Genomic DNA, 14719 nt, shown 5'->3' with positions numbered 1-14719 from the left:
GGCGTCGTACCCGCGCAGGCCCTCCTCCAGCGGCCTGACCTTGCGCAGCGCGCAGCACAGGTCGGGGTCGCGGTCGTGCAGGCGCGGCCCGTACTCGGCGTCCTGCTCGGCCACGGTCTGCCGCGGGGTGAGCGTGATGACGTTGACGTCCATCACCGCCGCCACCGCGTCCCGGGTGCCGATGGTCTCCGGGAAGTGGTAGCCGGTGTCGAGGAACACCACGTCCACACCGGGCGCCACGCGCGAGGCCAGGTGTGCGACGACGGCGTCCTCCATCGAGGAGGTCACGCAGAAGCGCGGGCCGAAGGTGCCGGCGGCCCAGCGCAGGATCTCCAGTGCCGGGGCGTCCTCCAGTTCGCGGCCCGCCTTCTCGGCGAGCCGGCGCAGCTCGTCGGCGTCCGCCCGCAGGTCGTACCGGTCCTCGGCGGCATTCATCGTGTGCTGTCTCCCTCGGTGGAACCGGACCGCCGCAGGCCGTCGGCCAGCAGTCCGAGGAACGAGAGCTTGAAGGCGCGGTTGCAGGAGGCGCACTCCCACGCGCCGTGGCCCTCCTCGGACGGCCGCAGGTCCTCGTCTCCGCAGTACGGGCAGTAGAACGGCGCGGCGCGTTCGCTCACGGTGCCTCCTCGTGAGCTTCTCCGCCCACGCGGCGACGGTGCGGGTCCGTGGTGAGGTGCGGCTCGGTGGCCGCGTGTGCGTCGCTCACTGCCTCCTTGTGAGCTTCTCCGCCCACGCGGCGACGGTGCGGGTCCGTGGTGAGGTGCGGCTCGGTGGCCGCGTGTGCGTCGCTCACTTGAGTGCGCCCTCGTCGGCCCGCGCCGCCCACTGGGCGAAGCGCTCGCCGTCCCGCCGCTCCTCGCGGTAGCGGGTCAGGAGGCGCTCGACGTAGTCGGGCAGCTCGGCGGCGGTGACCTTCAGGCCGCGCACCTTGCGGCCGAAACCGGGGTCCAGCCCCAGAGCGCCGCCGAGGTGGACCTGGTAGCCCTCGACCTGGTTGCCGTCCGCGTCGGTGACGAGCTGGCCCTTGAGCCCGATGTCGGCGACCTGGATGCGGGCGCAGGCGTTGGGGCAGCCGTTGATGTTGATGGTGACCGGCTCGTCGAACTCCGGCAGGCGGCGCTCCAGTTCGTCGATGAGGGTGGAGCCGCGGCCCTTGGTCTCGACGATGGCCAGCTTGCAGAACTCGATGCCGGTGCAGGCCATGGTGCCGCGCCGGAAGACCGACGGACGCGTCGTCAGATCCAGCGACTCCAGGCCCTCCACCAGGGAGTCCACCCGGTCCTCGGCCACGTCGAGGATGATCATCTTCTGCTCGACGGTGGTGCGGACCCGGCCCGAGCCGTGGCCCTCGGCCAGCTCGGCGATCTTGGTGAGGGTGGAGCCGTCCACGCGGCCGACGCGGGGGGCGAAGCCGACGTAGTAGCGGCCGTCCTTCTGGCGGTGCACACCGACGTGGTCGCGCCACAGCCGGACGGGGGCCTCGGGTGCGGGGCCGTCGGCCAGTTTCCGCCCGAGGTACTCGTCCTCCAGCACCTGGCGGAACTTCTCCGCGCCCCAGTCGGCGACGAGGAACTTCAGACGGGCGCGGTTGCGCAGCCGGCGGTAGCCGTAGTCGCGGAAGACCGAGACGACGCCCTCCAGGACGTCCACCACGTCCTCCAGCGGAACCCAGGCGCCCAGCCGGACACCGAGCTTGGGGTTGGTGGACAGGCCGCCGCCCACCCACACGTCGAAGCCGGGGCCGAGTTCGGGGTGGCGCACGCCGACGAAGGACACGTCGTTGATCTCGTGCGCCACGTCCAGCAGGGGGGAGCCGGAGATGGCCGTCTTGAACTTGCGGGGGAGGTTGGAGAACGCCGGGTTGCCGACGATGCGGCGCTTGGCCTCGTCCAGGGCGGGCGTGCCGTCGACGATCTCGTCGGCGGCGATCCCGGCGACCGGCGAGCCCAGGAAGGCGCGCGGGGTGTCGCCGCAGGCCTCGGTGGTGGACAGCCCCACGGCCTCCAGGCGGCGCCAGATCTCGGGGACGTCCTCGATGCGGACCCAGTGGAGCTGGATGTTCTGCCGGTCGGTGATGTCGGCGGTGCCGCGGGCGAACTCCTGGGAGATCTCGCCGATGACGCGCAGCTGCTCGGTGGTCAGCCGTCCGCCGTCGATGCGCACGCGCATCATGAAGTACTCGTCGTCCAGCTCCTCCGGGGCCAGGACGGCGGTCTTGCCGCCGTCGATCCCGGGCCTGCGCTGGGTGTACAGACCCCACCAGCGCATCCGGCCGCGCAGGTCGCTGGGGTCGATGGAGTCGAACCCGCGGTGGGCGTAGATCGTCTCAATGCGTGTCCGCACATTGAGACCGTCGTCGTCCTTCTTGAACTGCTCGTTGGCGTTCAGGGGGGTGAAGTGCCCGGCGGCCCACTGGCCTTCGCCGCGGTGGCGGCCGGCCTTGCGGCGGGTCGGGGCAGCGCTGGCTGGCTTGGGGGTGTCGGCCATGGCGGTGTGTTCGTCCTTCTGCTGGACTCGGCTGCGCGGGAAGCGGTCCGGATCCGCCCGGGTGCGCTGACGTGCGCGGATCCGTGCGGGAAACGGGGTGTGGGGGCCGCCTGCCCGCGACGACGGGGGCGGCGGATGTGCGGCGGTGCTGGGACTGTCAGCCCGTCGGACAGATGGCGCTGGACATGCGGCCGAGGTCGACGTGCCGCCGACTCACCAAGGCAATTCCAGCTCGAGACATGGCAGAAGCGTGGCATGAGCATCTCGCGGCAGTCCACCGTTATCCACAGTCCGGACAAAGGTGTCCCGTTATGCGAGACGCAGTGATATCGGTCACGGGCTCGCCGGAGCCGTGCGGGCTCCGGCGGGGCTCACCCCTCCGCTCCCGGCCAGGGGCCCGGAGCGGGAACGTCCGGTTCGTCCTCCGTCCTGGTGTCGAACAGGCGGAAACCGCGCCGCCGGTAGTTCGCCAGCGCGTGGGGGCCGTCCTTGCTGCAGGTGTGCACCCACACCCGCCGGGTGGGCTCCCGCTCCGGCCAGCGCTCCGCCAGGTCCCAGGCGCGCGCGGTCCCGTACGACAGCAGGTGCCCGCCGATGCGCCGGCCGCGGAAGGCGGCGATCAGACCGAAGTAGGTGATCTCCACCGTCCCCCCGGGCTGCGGTTCCAGTTCGATGTACCCGGCCGGGGTCCCGCGCTCGTACGCCACCCAGGTCTCCACGCCGGGGCGCTCCAGGAACTCCCGCCACCGCGCGTACGTCCACTCCAGCCGGTCCGTCCAGGTGACGTCCCCGCCGACGGCGGTGTAGAGGAAGCGGCTGAACTCCGGGCTGGGCACCTGCGCCCGGACGATCCGGATTCCGGACCCGCTGTCCGGAACGTGGGCGGGGGAGAGGTCGGAGGGGGAGGTCTGCTCCAGTGACCAGGTGGTGACGGCGACGGTGGTGCTCATGCCGGGCAGTGAAGCACGACGGCGCCGGCGGCCGGGAGGCGGCCCCGCGGACTGCCTCCCGGCCACCGCGCCGTACCAGAATGCCACCCATGCCCGCGACCAGCAGCCGCCCCGACGGCGCCCCCCAGACCACCGCCCCCGCGTCCACCGCCCCCGTCGCCGCGCCGCCCGTCGTCGTGCTCGGCGAGTGCGTGGCCGACGCCTTCACCGTCCCGCCGCCCGGCGGCGGGGAGCGGCCGTCCGCCCACTCGATCGGACTGGAGGTCCTGCCCGGAGGAGGACCCGCCAACACCGCCGTCGCCCTCGCCCGGCTCGGCACCCCAACCCGCTTCCTGGGCAGGCTGTCGCGGGACGTGTTCGGCCGCCTCTTCCGGGAGCACCTGGCCGCCTCCGGCGTGGACCTCGGCGCGGTCGTCGAGGCGGCCGAGCCCAGCACCCTGGCCGTCGCCGACGTCGACGACGCCGGCCGCGCCGAGTACTCCTTCCACGCCGAGGGCACCGCCGACTGGCAGTGGACGGACGGTGAGCTGGCGGCGGCCGCGTCCGGCCCCGCGGCCTGCGTGCACACCGGATCGCTGGCACTGGTGCGGCCGCCGGGCGGTGAGGCGGTGGAACGGCTGCTGGAGAGGGTGCGCGGGCGTGCCACCGTCTCCGTCGACCCCAACGTCCGGCCGCTGCTGGTGGAGCCGGCCGTCTACCGCGAGCGGCTGCCGCGCTGGTGCGCCGCGGCCGACATCCTGCGGCTGTCCGACGACGACCTCGGCCACCTCCTGCCCGGCGCCGGCATGGAGGAGGCCGCCGACGTCCTCCACGGCCACGGCGCGGCCCTGGTGGTCGTCACGCTCGGCGCCGCGGGCGCGTACGCCTCGCTGGAGCGCGCGGGCGGCGCGGGCGGCGCGGGCGGTACCCCCGGCGCGGAGCGCGTACGGCTGAGGGTGCCCGCCCCGCCCACCGCCGTGGTGGACACCGTCGGCGCGGGCGACGCCTTCACGGGCGGCCTGCTGCACTCCCTCCACGCAGCCGGGGCCCTCGGCGGGCGCCTGGACGGGCTGACCGCCGGCGTACTGGAGCAGGCCCTGGCCACCGGTGCCGCCGTCGCCGCCGCCACCTGCGCCGTACGGGGCGCCAACCCGCCCCGGGCGCATCGGATGGGCCGCCATACGCCCAGGTGAGCGCCTTACCGGCAGGTACCGGGACCTTCGGCCCGCGCCCCCCGCCGGGGCGGGACCTTCGGCCGCCGTGCGGGGCCCCTTCGGCGACTGCGCCGGAGGCCCCGGACGGCGTGCAATGGAGTCACCGAGGCCCCCATCCAGAGGTGATCCCCATGGCAGAAGCCACCGCACGTCCCGCCGCACGCTCCGCAGCACGTCCTGCCGCACGTCCCGCCGCTCCGGCGGACGCCGAGCGCGCCGAGACCGCCCGGCACGCCGTCGACACCCTGGTCGCACACGCCGTCAAGTCCCTGGAGGAGTACGCCTCCTTCACCCAGGAGCAGGTCGACCACATCGTGCGGAAGGCCTCCCTGGCGGCCCTGGCGAACCACTGCGAGCTGGCCGAGCAGGCCGTCGCCGAGACCGGCCGGGGGGTGTTCGAGGACAAGGCGATGAAGAACCTCTTCGCCTGCGAGCACGTCACCCACTCGATGCAGGGGCTGAAGACGGTCGGCGTCGTCCGCCGCGACGAGCTGAACGGGATCACCGAGATCGCCGAGCCCGTCGGCGTGGTGTGCGCCATGACCCCGGTGACCAACCCCACCTCCACCACGATCTTCAAGGCGCTGATCGCGCTCAAGACCCGCAACCCGATCGTCTTCGCCTTCCACCCCTCGGCCCAGCGGTGCAGCGCCGAGGCGGCCCGGATCGTACGGGAGGCGGCCGTGGAGGCGGGCGCCCCCGAGCACTGCGTGCAGTGGATCGAGGAGCCGTCGATGGAGGCCACCCGCCTGCTGATGAACCACGCGGACGTCTCCACCATCCTGGCCACCGGCGGCAACGCCATGGTCCGGGCCGCCTACTCGTGCGGCAAGCCGGCCCTCGGCGTCGGCGCGGGCAACGTCCCCGCCTACGTCCACCGCACCGCCGACGTCCCCCGCGCGGTGCACGACATCGTCCTGTCCAAGGCCTTCGACAACGGCATGATCTGCGCCTCCGAGCAGGCCGCCGTCCTGGACGCCGAGGTCTACGAGCGGGCCGTCGCGGAGTTCCGCAAGCTCCACGCCCATCTGGCCACCGCCGAGGAGAAGGAGAAGCTGGAGCGGTTCCTGTTCGGCACCACCGCCCGGAGCGCCAACTGCGCCGGGGCGAAGCTGAACGCCGACGCCGTCGGCCGGCCGCCGCACTGGATCGCCGAGCAGGCGGGCTTCACCGTCCCCGAGGACACCTCCGTCATCCTCGCCGAGATCGCGGACGTCGGCCCCGCCGAGCCGCTCAGCCGCGAGAAGCTCTCCCCGGTGCTGGCCCTGCTGCGCGCCGAGACCACCGAGCAGGGCATCGAACTGGCCGCGCGGATGGTCGAGTTCGACGGCCTGGGCCACAGCGCGGTGATCCACGCCGACGACGGGGAGCTGACCGAGGAGTTCGGCCGCCGCGTCAAGGCCGTGCGCATCATCGCCAACGCGCCCTCCAGCCTCGGCGGCATCGGCGACGTCTACAACTCCTTCCTGCCCTCGATGACCCTGGGCTGCGGCTCCTACGGCCACAACTCGGTCTCCGGCAACGTCACCGCCGTCGACCTGCTCAACATCAAGCGCATCGGGCGGCGCAACACCAACATGCAGTGGTTCAAGGTCCCGCCGAAGATCTACTTCGAGCGCCACTCCCTGCGCTACCTCGGCGACATGCGCGGCATGCGGCGCGTCACCGTCGTCACCGACCGCACCATGGACCGCCTGGGCTACCTCACCCGCGTCAAGGACATCCTGCGCTCCCGCCGCGAGCCGGTGAACCTCCAGATCATCGACGACGTCGAGCCCAACCCGGAACTGGCCACCGTCGAGCGCGGCGCCGCGAGGATGCGCGAGTTCGAGCCCGACACCATCGTCGCCCTCGGCGGCGGCTCGCCCATCGACGCCGCCAAGGTGATGTGGCTGATGTACGAGCACCCCGAGATCGCCTTCGCCGACACCAAGGAGAAGTTCTCCGACATCCGCAAGCGCGCCTTCACCTTCCCGCCGCTGGGGGAGAGGGCGAGGCTGATCGCGGTGCCGACCACCTCCGGCACCGGCGCGGAGGTCACCCCCTTCGCCGTCATCTCCGACCCGGCCGCCGCCCGCAAGTACCCGCTGGCCGACTACGCCCTCACCCCCGACGTCGCCATCGTCGACCCGGTCCTGACCGCCACCCTGCCGCCCGCCGTCACCGCCGACTCCGGCTTCGACGCCCTCACCCACGCCACCGAGGCGTACGTGTCGGTCTACGCCAACGACTACACCGACGGGCTGTGCCTGCAGGCCATCCGGCTGATCTTCGAGAACCTGGAGCGCTGCGTCACCCACGGCCCGGAGGACCCCAGGGCCCGCGAGCGGATGCACAACGCCTCCACCATCGCCGGCATGGCCTTCGCCAACGCCTTCCTCGGCCTGGTGCACGCCATGTCCCACACCCTCGGCAACACCTTCCACATCACCCACGGCCGGACCAACGCGCTGCTGCTGCCGCACGTCATCCGCCACAACGGCCGCATCCCCACCAAGCTGACCGGCTGGCCCAAGTACGAGACCTACCGGGCCCACGAGCGCTTCCAGGAGATCGCCAAGATGCTCGGCCTGCCGGCCGCCACCCCCGAGGAGGGCGTGGAGTCCTACGCCCGCGCCGTGGAGGAACTGCGCGCCCGGTGCGGTGTCCCGGCCTCCTTCAAGGAGGCGGGCGTGGACGAGAAGGAGTTCCTCGCCGCCCTGCCCGAGCAGGCCCGCAACGCCTACGCCGACCAGTGCGCCCCCGCCAACCCCCGGATGCCGATGCTCGACGAGATGCAGGCGCTGATGCGCCAGGCCTACTACGGCCACGCCGCCAAGGCATGAGCGCAGCCGCCCGACCGCCCCGCACGGCAGAACCCCAAGGGAGACCAGCGATGACCACCATCCCGCAGCCGCAGACCCCCCACTCGCCGGACCGCGCCGGCACCGGCACCGGCACCGGCGCCTGGCAGGGCTTCAAGGGCGGCCTGTGGCGGGACGCGATCGACGTCCGCGACTTCGTCCAGCACAACTACACCCCCTACGAGGGCGACGGCTCGTTCCTCGCCGGCCCCACCCACCGCACCACCGCCGTGTGGAACAAGCTGCTGGCGATGTTCCCCGCCGAGCGCGAGCGCGGCGTGTACGACGTGGACACCGCGACCCCCTCCACCATCACGGCCTTCGGGCCCGGCCACATCGACAAGGACCTCGACCTGATCGTCGGCCTGCAGACCGACGCCCCCCTCAAGCGGGCGATCATGCCGATCGGCGGCTGGCGGATGGTCGAGGCGGCCCTGAAGGCCTACGGCCACGAGCCCGACCCCGAGGTGAAGAAGATCTTCACCACCTACCGCAAGACCCACAACGACGGCGTCTTCGACGCCTACACCCCCGAGATCCGGGCCTGCCGCTCGGCCGGCATCATCACCGGCCTGCCCGACGCCTACGGCCGCGGCCGCATCATCGGCGACTACCGCCGCGTCGCCCTGTACGGAGTGGACCGGCTGATCGCCGACAAGCAGGCCGACCGGGCGCTGCTGGACGACCGCTGGCCCACCGAGGACGTCATCCGCGACCGCGAGGAGAACGCCGAGCAGATCCGGGCGCTGCGCGAGCTGAAGGAGATGGCCGCCTCCTACGGGTACGACGTCTCCCGCCCGGCCGCCACCGGACGCGAGGCCGTCCAGTGGCTGTACTTCGCCTACCTGGCAGCCGTGAAGGAGCAGAACGGCGCGGCCATGTCCATCGGCCGCATCGACGCCTTCCTCGACGTCTACCTCCAGCGCGACATCGAGCGCGGGCTGCTGACCGAGAGCGGGGCCCAGGAGCTGATCGACGACTTCGTCATCAAGCTCCGCATCGTCCGATTCCTGCGCACCCCCGAGTACAACCAGCTCTACTCCGGCGACCCCACCTGGGTGACCTGGTCGCTGGCCGGGATCGGCGAGGACGGCCGCCCGCTGGTCACCCGCACCGCCTTCCGCGCCCTGCAGACCCTGTACAACCTCGGCCCCGCGCCGGAGCCCAACCTGACGGTCTTCTGGTCGCAGTCGCTCCCCGGGGGCTTCAAGGAGTTCGCGGCGAGGACCGCCGTGGACACCAGCGCCCTGCAGTTCGAGTCCGACGAGCTGATGCGCCCCAAGTACGGCGACGACACGGCCATCGCCTGCTGCGTCTCCGCGATGGCCATGGGGAAGCAGATGCAGTTCTTCGGGGCGCGCGTCAACGTCGCCAAGGCCCTGCTCTACGCCATCAACGGCGGCCGTGACGAGATGACCGGTGAGCGGGTCGTGAGCGGGTTCCGCCCGATCGAGGGCGAGTACCTGGACTACGCCACCGTCGCCGAGCGCTACGACGCGATGCTGGAGTGGCTGGCCAGGACCTACGTCCACGCCCTGAACGTCATCCACTACATGCACGACAGGTACGCCTACGAGCGGCTGGAGATGGCCCTGCACGACCGCGAGGTGCTGCGGACCATGGCCTGCGGCATCGCAGGGCTGTCGGTCGCCGCCGACTCGCTCTCGGCGATCAGGTACGCACGGGTGCGGGTGGTCCGCGACGCCACCGGGCTGGCCGTCGACTACGAGGTCGAGGGCGACTACCCGGCGTACGGCAACAACGACGACCGGGCCGACGAGATCGCCCGCGGGCTGGTGCACGGCTTCATGGAGAAGGTGCGCCGCCACCCCACCTACCGGGGCGCCGTCCACACCCAGTCGGTGCTCACCATCACCTCCAACGTCGTCTACGGCGAGAAGACCGGCAACACCCCCGACGGCCGCCGCGCCGGAACCCCCTTCGCCCCCGGAGCCAATCCGATGAACGGCCGCGACCGCCACGGCTACATCGCCTCGGCCCTGTCGGTGGCCAAGCTGGACTACGACGACGCCGAGGACGGCATCTCGCTGACCAACACCATCACCCCCGACGCCCTGGGCCGCACCCCGGCCGAGCGCGCCGGGAACCTCGCCGGGGTGCTGGACGGCTACACCGCCGCCGGGGGCTTCCACATGAACGTCAACGTCCTGGACCAGAAGACGCTGGTGGACGCCATGGAGCACCCGGAGAAGTACCCGCAGCTCACCGTCCGCGTCAGCGGCTACGCGGTGAACTTCGTCAAGCTCACCCGTGAGCAGCAGCTCGACGTCATCGCCCGCACCTTCCACGGAGCGCTGTGATGGAACGCCTGACGCACCGGGCGGCCGCGCCGGCGGGGGCCGTCACCCCCGCCGGGGCGGCCACCCGCCGCCCGGTCACCGGATCGGTGCACTCCTGGGACCTGTCCACCGGCGTGGACGGCCCCGGCACCCGCTTCACCGCCTTCCTCGCCGGCTGCCCGCTGGCCTGCCTGTACTGCCACAACCCCGACACCTGGCGGCTGCGCAACGGCCGCCGCACCACCGCCGACGAACTCGTCGCCGAGGCGGCGAAGTACACCGCCTTCATCCGGGCGGCGGGCGGCGGCACCACCCTCAGCGGCGGGGAGCCGCTGCTCCAGCCGGTCTTCGCCGGGGAGCTGCTGCACCGCTTCAGGAACGAGCTGGGCCTGCACACCGCCCTGGACACCTCCGGCTTCCTCGGCGCCCGCGCCTCCGACGCGCTGCTGGCCGACACCGACCTGGTGCTGCTGGACATCAAGTCCTGGGAGCCGGGGCTGTACCGGAAGGTCACCGGGGGCCGCGGCGAGATCGCCCCGACAGTGGCCTTCGCCCGCCGGCTGGCGCTGCTGGGCAAAGAGGTGTGGGTGCGGTTCGTGCTGGTCCCCGGCCTGACCGACGGGCCCGACAACATCGAGGGCGTCGCCGCCTTCGCGGCCTCCCTCGGCAACGTCTCCCGCGTCGACGTGCTGCCCTTCCACAAGCTGGGCGCCGCCAAGTGGGAGGCGGTCGGCCGGACCTTCCCCCTGGCCGGCACCCCCGTGCCCACCCCGGAGCAGGTGGCCGGTGCCCGGGAGGTCTTCGCCGCCCACGGCCTGTACGCGGTGTGAGCCCCGTGCCGGAACACCGGCGCCCGCGCGCCTCCGCACCGGTGTGCGAAACGCGGGGCCCGCGGGGAAACCGGCAGGCCGTCCCGCAGACCGCCCGCGGGCCACGGTGTGAGCCGGGATCGCCGGGCCGGATACGTTAAGGACGTGCAACCGGCCCCCTCCTCCCCCTCCTCCCCGAAGCGGTCCTCGAACCCGCTGCGCAGGGCGCGCGCCCTGTACCGCAACGTCCCCAAGCGGAAGCTCGCGTGGCTGCTGCTGAAGGACACCGTCAACTCCGCGATGGAGTACAGGATCCTGGGGCTGGCCGCCGAGGCGGCCTTCTTCACCCTGCTGTCGCTGCCGCCGCTGCTGCTGGGGCTGATCGGGCTGCTCGGCTACCTCGACGCCTGGATCGGCACCGACACCATCGACAGCGTCCGCGCCAACATCCTGAACGCCTCCGCCACGGTCCTGTCCGACCGGGGCGTCAGCCAGATCGCCGAGCCGTTGATCGACGACGTGATCGAGGGCGGACGGCCGGACGTGATCTCCTTCGGCTTCGCGCTGGCGCTGTGGTCCGGCTCGCGCACGATGAACGTCTTCATAGACACCATCACCGTCATGTACGGCCTCGACGGCCACCGGGGCATCGTCGCCACCCGGCTGCTGGCCTTCGGGCTGTACCTGGTCGCGCTGCCGCTGGGCGCGGTCGCGCTGCCGCTGCTGATCGTCGGGCCGGACGCGGTGGTCGGCTGGGTGCCGCAACTGGAGCCGCTGGTCGCGGCCTTCTACTGGCCCGTGGTGGTGGTCGTCTCGATCGCCTTCCTCACCACGCTCTACCACGTCTCGGTACCGGTCCGCTCACCCTGGGTGGAGGACGTCCCCGGCGCGCTGGTCGCCCTGCTGATGTGGATCGCGGGCAGCTTCCTGCTGCGGCTGTACCTCACGCGGACGGTGGACGGGCCGTCGCTGTACGGGTCGCTGGCCGCGCCCGTGGCCGTGCTGCTGTGGATCGGCGTCTCGGCCTTCGCGGTCCTGGTGGGCGCGGCAGTCAACGCCGCCATCGACCACGTGTGGCCCTCGGTCACCACCGCCGCCGCCCGCCGTGCCAGCGAGCGGGCCCGCGAGCAGGCCGCCGCCGAGGTCGTCGCCGCGGCGGCGGCGCGGCGCGCGATGCGGGGGGCCGAGGGCGGCGGGGACGACGGGGACGTCGGGGAGGCGCCCGAGCCTCCCGCGGAGTTCCCCGAGCGCTGGACGAAGTTCCTGCCGCCCTCCGACATACGCTCGCGGCTGCGCTCCCGCCGCCGTGAGGACTGACTGCGGGCCCGGGGCGCCTCTCGGCACCCCGGGCCCGCCGTGCGTCAGTGGTCCCGAGCCGGGTCACCCCCTCTTGTGCGCACGGCTCCCCTTGCCGCTCCTCCTGCCGATGGCCACCAGCGCCAGGCCGAGGAGGAAGACGATTCCTCCGGTGATCACATTGGTGAGGATCGTCCTGGCGGTGTCCACGTTGCCCGCCACCAGCCAGGGGGATATCACCGTCCAGGCACCGATCGCGCACACGGCCATGCTCAGGCCGTAGGCCCGCTCGAAGGCCACGGCGAGCGCCAGGCCGATCACGGCGAGCGCGATGCCGGTGACGAAGTTGTTGACGGTCAGCGAGTTGAACTGGCTGAACCCGACGATCCATGGTGAGGCCAGCAGGAAGACGCCGGCCAGCACGGTCAGCGCCTCCATCCCCTGCGCCGTCGGCGACGCCGAGGCCTCCGCGTAGCGTGCACGCATCCCGATGAGGTCAGGGTGTTCCTCGATGCGTGACGTCGGTGTGGCCATCTGAGCCACCTCCTCTGGGACACTTTCACCCTTATGCTCTAATTTTCCACCAAACGACCGTTTATGTCTTCCCGAGAGGCGTCCGCGTTCCCGCTGTCCGCGACGCCTCCCCCGGAGCGGAGGGGGCGCGGGGAAAACCGGTGGCGCGCGAGCCCTGCGTCGTCCTAGGGTCGGCGGCGCGAGGGTCTGAGAGGCCCTGCGGGGGGCCGGGCGACACGGCCCCGGAGAAATCCGTCGACGACCCGGGAACGGGAGGTGGGGCCCATGGCCGCCGTCACCGCCGCCGCGAGCACGGCCCGCGGCAACGAGCCGGTACTTTCCACCTCCGCGGCCTCCGGCTGACCACGTCCGGCCCGTCCTGCGGGCCACCGCGCCGGGGCCGCCCTTCCCGAAGGGCCATCCGCGTTGAGTCCTCTCGACGTATCCGCACACCACCCCGCACACCCGCTCGCCCGCTACGGCTGGGACGAGCACACCGCCGAGGCCTTCGCCCCGTACGGGCGCCGGGGCCTGACACCCGCCCGCGTGGTCCGCGTGGACCGCGGGCGGTGCGACGCCGTGACGGCCGAGGGTCACGTACGGGCCGACACCGCGCCCGTCACCTCCCCGGACCCGCTGCTCACCGTCTGCACCGGCGACTGGGCCGCCCTCGAACCCGGCGGGCACCTCACGCCGTGGACGGTCCGGGCCCTGCTGCCCCGCCGCACCGCGTTCGTACGCTCCACCTCCTCCAAGCGCTCCGAGGGGCAGGTGCTGGCCGCCAACGTCGACCACGCCGTCGTCGCCGTCTCGCTGGCCGTCCCGCTCGACGCGGGGCGGCTGGAGCGGTTCCTCGCACTGGCCTGGGAGAGCGGCGCCCGGCCGCTGGTCGCCCTCACCAAGACCGATCTGGCCCCCGACGCCGCCCATGCCGCCGCCGACGCCGAGGCCGCCGCGCCCGGGGTGACGGTGCTGCCCGTCAGCGCCGTCACCGGTGAGGGTCTGGACGTGCTCGCGGCCGTGCTCGGCGGCGGCACCGCCGTGGTGCTCGGGCAGTCCGGGGCGGGCAAGTCCACCCTGGTCAACGCACTGCTCGGACAGGAGGTGCTGGAGGTGCGCGAGATCCGCGGGAGCGACGGCAAGGGCCGCCACACCACGGTCACCCGCGAGTTGTTCGCGCTGCCCGGCGGCGGGGTCGTCATCGACACCCCGGGGCTGCGCGGCGTCGGGCTGTGGGACGCAGGGGAGGGTGTCGACCGGGCCTTCGCGGACATCAAGGAACTGGCGCGCGCCTGCCGCTTCCACGACTGCGCGCACACCACCGAGCCGGGCTGCGCCGTACTGGCCGCCGCCGAGGACGGCACCCTGCCGCCGCGCCGGCTGGACAGCTACCGCAAGCTGCTGCGCGAGAACCGGTACCTCGCGGCCCGCACCGACGCCCGGCTGCGGGCGGAGCTGCGGCGCGACTGGAAGCGCAAGCAGGCGATGGGCCGCCATGCGGCGGAGCGCAAACGCGGCCCGCGCTGACCCGCGCGGGGCGGGCACGGGGGCGCGGGTCGGGCACGGGTCGGCGGGAGCAGGTTGCTAACGTCGCCCCGTGCCCGACCGCAGCGACGCCCCCGCCCAGCCCTTCGGCCCCCGGCAGTTCCAGCTCGTCCTGCTGCGCCGGATGGCCGACTTCCAGCCGGACCTGGTGCTCGGCGCGCTGCGCGAACTGGGCGCCGACCGGGCCGAGATGCGCGAGGCCAACCGCCGCTGGCAGGTCGCCGCCCGCTCGCCGCGCTCCCGGGGCGCGGCGGCCCGGTACCGCTCGGTGCTCGGCGAACCGGAGGCGGACGAGCCGCGCCGGGTGGGCGACCTGGACTGCCGGGCGCTGCGCTGGCCGGTTCCGCTCTGGCCGGACCTGCGCCTGGAGGTGCTGACCGCGCCGGGCGGCGGGGTGTGGAACGAATGGCTGGTACGCGCTCCGGGGGCACCCGGCCCGGAGCTTCGCGCGGTGGAGGACCTGCTGCCGTGGACGTGCACGGTGGACGAGGTCGCCCGCGCCTTCGCGCCCGCCCGCCCCATGGAGGGCTCGGCGCCCACCCGGTGGCGGCTGGCCTTCACCGCCCCGGACCGCGCGGGGGAGCGGCACGAGGTGATCGCGGAGTTCACCTGGGGGCTGCTCCAGCGGCTTCCGGAGCACTGACGGCGCCGACGGTGCCGACCGTACCGTCGGCGCCGACGGCCGCATGCCCGGCCGCCGTGCCCGGAGTCCGGGTGCCGGGTGCGCCCGCCGCGGAGGCTCGCGCCGCCGGTCGCCGTCGTCCCGGCCCGCTACGCCGGGTC

At 73.1% G+C, this 14719-nt stretch carries 13 protein-coding genes; 7 read left to right on the top strand and 6 right to left on the bottom strand.

The annotated features are described in order from the left end of the window. The 5 genes from ACLIYP_RS24925 to ACLIYP_RS24905 all read right to left on the bottom strand — a co-directional run. The coding region (locus tag ACLIYP_RS24925; RefSeq protein WP_412715356.1) for a phosphoadenosine phosphosulfate reductase domain-containing protein at positions 1 to 435 on the bottom strand (435 nt) is incomplete at its 3' end. Further along, the gene (locus ACLIYP_RS24920; RefSeq protein ID WP_412715355.1) at positions 432 to 617 is read right to left on the bottom strand and encodes a hypothetical protein; all 186 of its coding nucleotides are present in this window, start codon (positions 615 to 617) and stop codon (positions 432 to 434) included. The genes ACLIYP_RS24925 and ACLIYP_RS24920, both read right to left, overlap by 4 nt. Positions 618 to 789: 172 nt before the next feature. Next, positions 790 to 2487 (bottom strand): nitrite/sulfite reductase, encoded by a 1698-nt coding sequence (locus ACLIYP_RS24915; RefSeq protein WP_412715354.1) that lies wholly within the window; start codon positions 2485 to 2487, stop codon positions 790 to 792. Between the two features lie 157 nt (positions 2488 to 2644). Next, on the bottom strand, positions 2645 to 2728 hold the full coding sequence (locus ACLIYP_RS24910; RefSeq protein WP_369126574.1) for a putative leader peptide: 84 nt from the start codon (positions 2726 to 2728) through the stop codon (positions 2645 to 2647). Positions 2729 to 2858: 130 nt separating this feature from the next. Continuing rightward, positions 2859 to 3437 (bottom strand): GNAT family N-acetyltransferase, encoded by a 579-nt coding sequence (locus tag ACLIYP_RS24905; protein WP_412715353.1) that lies wholly within the window; start codon positions 3435 to 3437, stop codon positions 2859 to 2861. Positions 3438 to 3526: 89 nt separating this feature from the next. Between ACLIYP_RS24905 and ACLIYP_RS24900 the strand changes: the two genes are divergently transcribed. The 5 genes from ACLIYP_RS24900 (at position 3527) to ACLIYP_RS24880 (ending at position 11899) form a co-directional block, all read left to right on the top strand. Beyond that, positions 3527 to 4609, top strand: a complete 1083-nt coding sequence (locus ACLIYP_RS24900; protein WP_412715352.1) for a carbohydrate kinase family protein — start codon at positions 3527 to 3529, stop codon at positions 4607 to 4609. Between the two features lie 152 nt (positions 4610 to 4761). Beyond that, on the top strand, positions 4762 to 7455 hold the full coding sequence (gene adhE, locus ACLIYP_RS24895) for a bifunctional acetaldehyde-CoA/alcohol dehydrogenase (protein WP_412715351.1): 2694 nt from the start codon (positions 4762 to 4764) through the stop codon (positions 7453 to 7455). 50 nt (positions 7456 to 7505) lie between these two features. Next, on the top strand, positions 7506 to 9794 hold the full coding sequence (gene pflB, locus ACLIYP_RS24890; RefSeq protein WP_412715350.1) for a formate C-acetyltransferase: 2289 nt from the start codon (positions 7506 to 7508) through the stop codon (positions 9792 to 9794). Then, positions 9794 to 10603, top strand: coding sequence for a pyruvate formate-lyase-activating protein (pflA, locus tag ACLIYP_RS24885; protein ID WP_412715349.1), 810 nt, complete (start codon positions 9794 to 9796; stop codon positions 10601 to 10603). The genes pflB and pflA overlap by 1 nt, the downstream gene beginning before the upstream one ends. 144 nt (positions 10604 to 10747) lie before the next feature. Then, positions 10748 to 11899: a YihY/virulence factor BrkB family protein gene (locus ACLIYP_RS24880; protein ID WP_412715348.1), complete on the top strand. Its 1152-nt coding sequence runs from the start codon at positions 10748 to 10750 to the stop codon at positions 11897 to 11899. 63 nt (positions 11900 to 11962) lie between these two features. Here the strand turns inward: ACLIYP_RS24880 and ACLIYP_RS24875 are convergent, their stop codons facing one another. Next, complete coding sequence (locus ACLIYP_RS24875; RefSeq protein WP_412715347.1) at positions 11963 to 12412, bottom strand: SPW repeat protein; 450 nt, start codon at positions 12410 to 12412, stop codon at positions 11963 to 11965. Between the two features lie 405 nt (positions 12413 to 12817). On the opposite strand from ACLIYP_RS24875, the gene rsgA reads away from it, so the two are divergent. Both rsgA and ACLIYP_RS24865 read left to right on the top strand, forming a co-directional pair. Further along, positions 12818 to 13918 carry a ribosome small subunit-dependent GTPase A gene (rsgA, locus tag ACLIYP_RS24870; RefSeq protein WP_412715346.1) on the top strand — a complete coding sequence of 367 codons (1101 nt, stop codon included), beginning with the start codon at positions 12818 to 12820 and terminating at the stop codon, positions 13916 to 13918. A 70-nt stretch (positions 13919 to 13988) separates the two neighbouring features. Next, the gene (locus ACLIYP_RS24865; protein WP_412715345.1) at positions 13989 to 14579 is read left to right on the top strand and encodes a hypothetical protein; all 591 of its coding nucleotides are present in this window, start codon (positions 13989 to 13991) and stop codon (positions 14577 to 14579) included. Positions 14580 to 14719 lie beyond the last annotated feature (140 nt).

Source organism: Streptomyces nanhaiensis (assembly GCF_046614825.1).
Lineage (GTDB): Bacteria > Actinomycetota > Actinomycetes > Streptomycetales > Streptomycetaceae > Streptomyces > Streptomyces radiopugnans.
This window is presented reverse-complemented; position numbering and strand designations above follow the sequence as displayed.

Coding starts and splice junctions, on each gene's coding strand:
- ACLIYP_RS24875 (WP_412715347.1), bottom strand. CDS start 12,412: ATGGCCACACCGACGTCACGCATCGAGGAACACCCTGACCTCATCGGG.
- ACLIYP_RS24905 (WP_412715353.1), bottom strand. CDS start 3,437: ATGAGCACCACCGTCGCCGTCACCACCTGGTCACTGGAGCAGACCTCC.
- ACLIYP_RS24900 (WP_412715352.1), top strand. CDS start 3,527: ATGCCCGCGACCAGCAGCCGCCCCGACGGCGCCCCCCAGACCACCGCC.
- adhE (WP_412715351.1), top strand. CDS start 4,762: ATGGCAGAAGCCACCGCACGTCCCGCCGCACGCTCCGCAGCACGTCCT.
- ACLIYP_RS24910 (WP_369126574.1), bottom strand. CDS start 2,728: ATGTCTCGAGCTGGAATTGCCTTGGTGAGTCGGCGGCACGTCGACCTC.
- pflA (WP_412715349.1), top strand. CDS start 9,794: ATGGAACGCCTGACGCACCGGGCGGCCGCGCCGGCGGGGGCCGTCACC.
- ACLIYP_RS24915 (WP_412715354.1), bottom strand. CDS start 2,487: ATGGCCGACACCCCCAAGCCAGCCAGCGCTGCCCCGACCCGCCGCAAG.
- pflB (WP_412715350.1), top strand. CDS start 7,506: ATGACCACCATCCCGCAGCCGCAGACCCCCCACTCGCCGGACCGCGCC.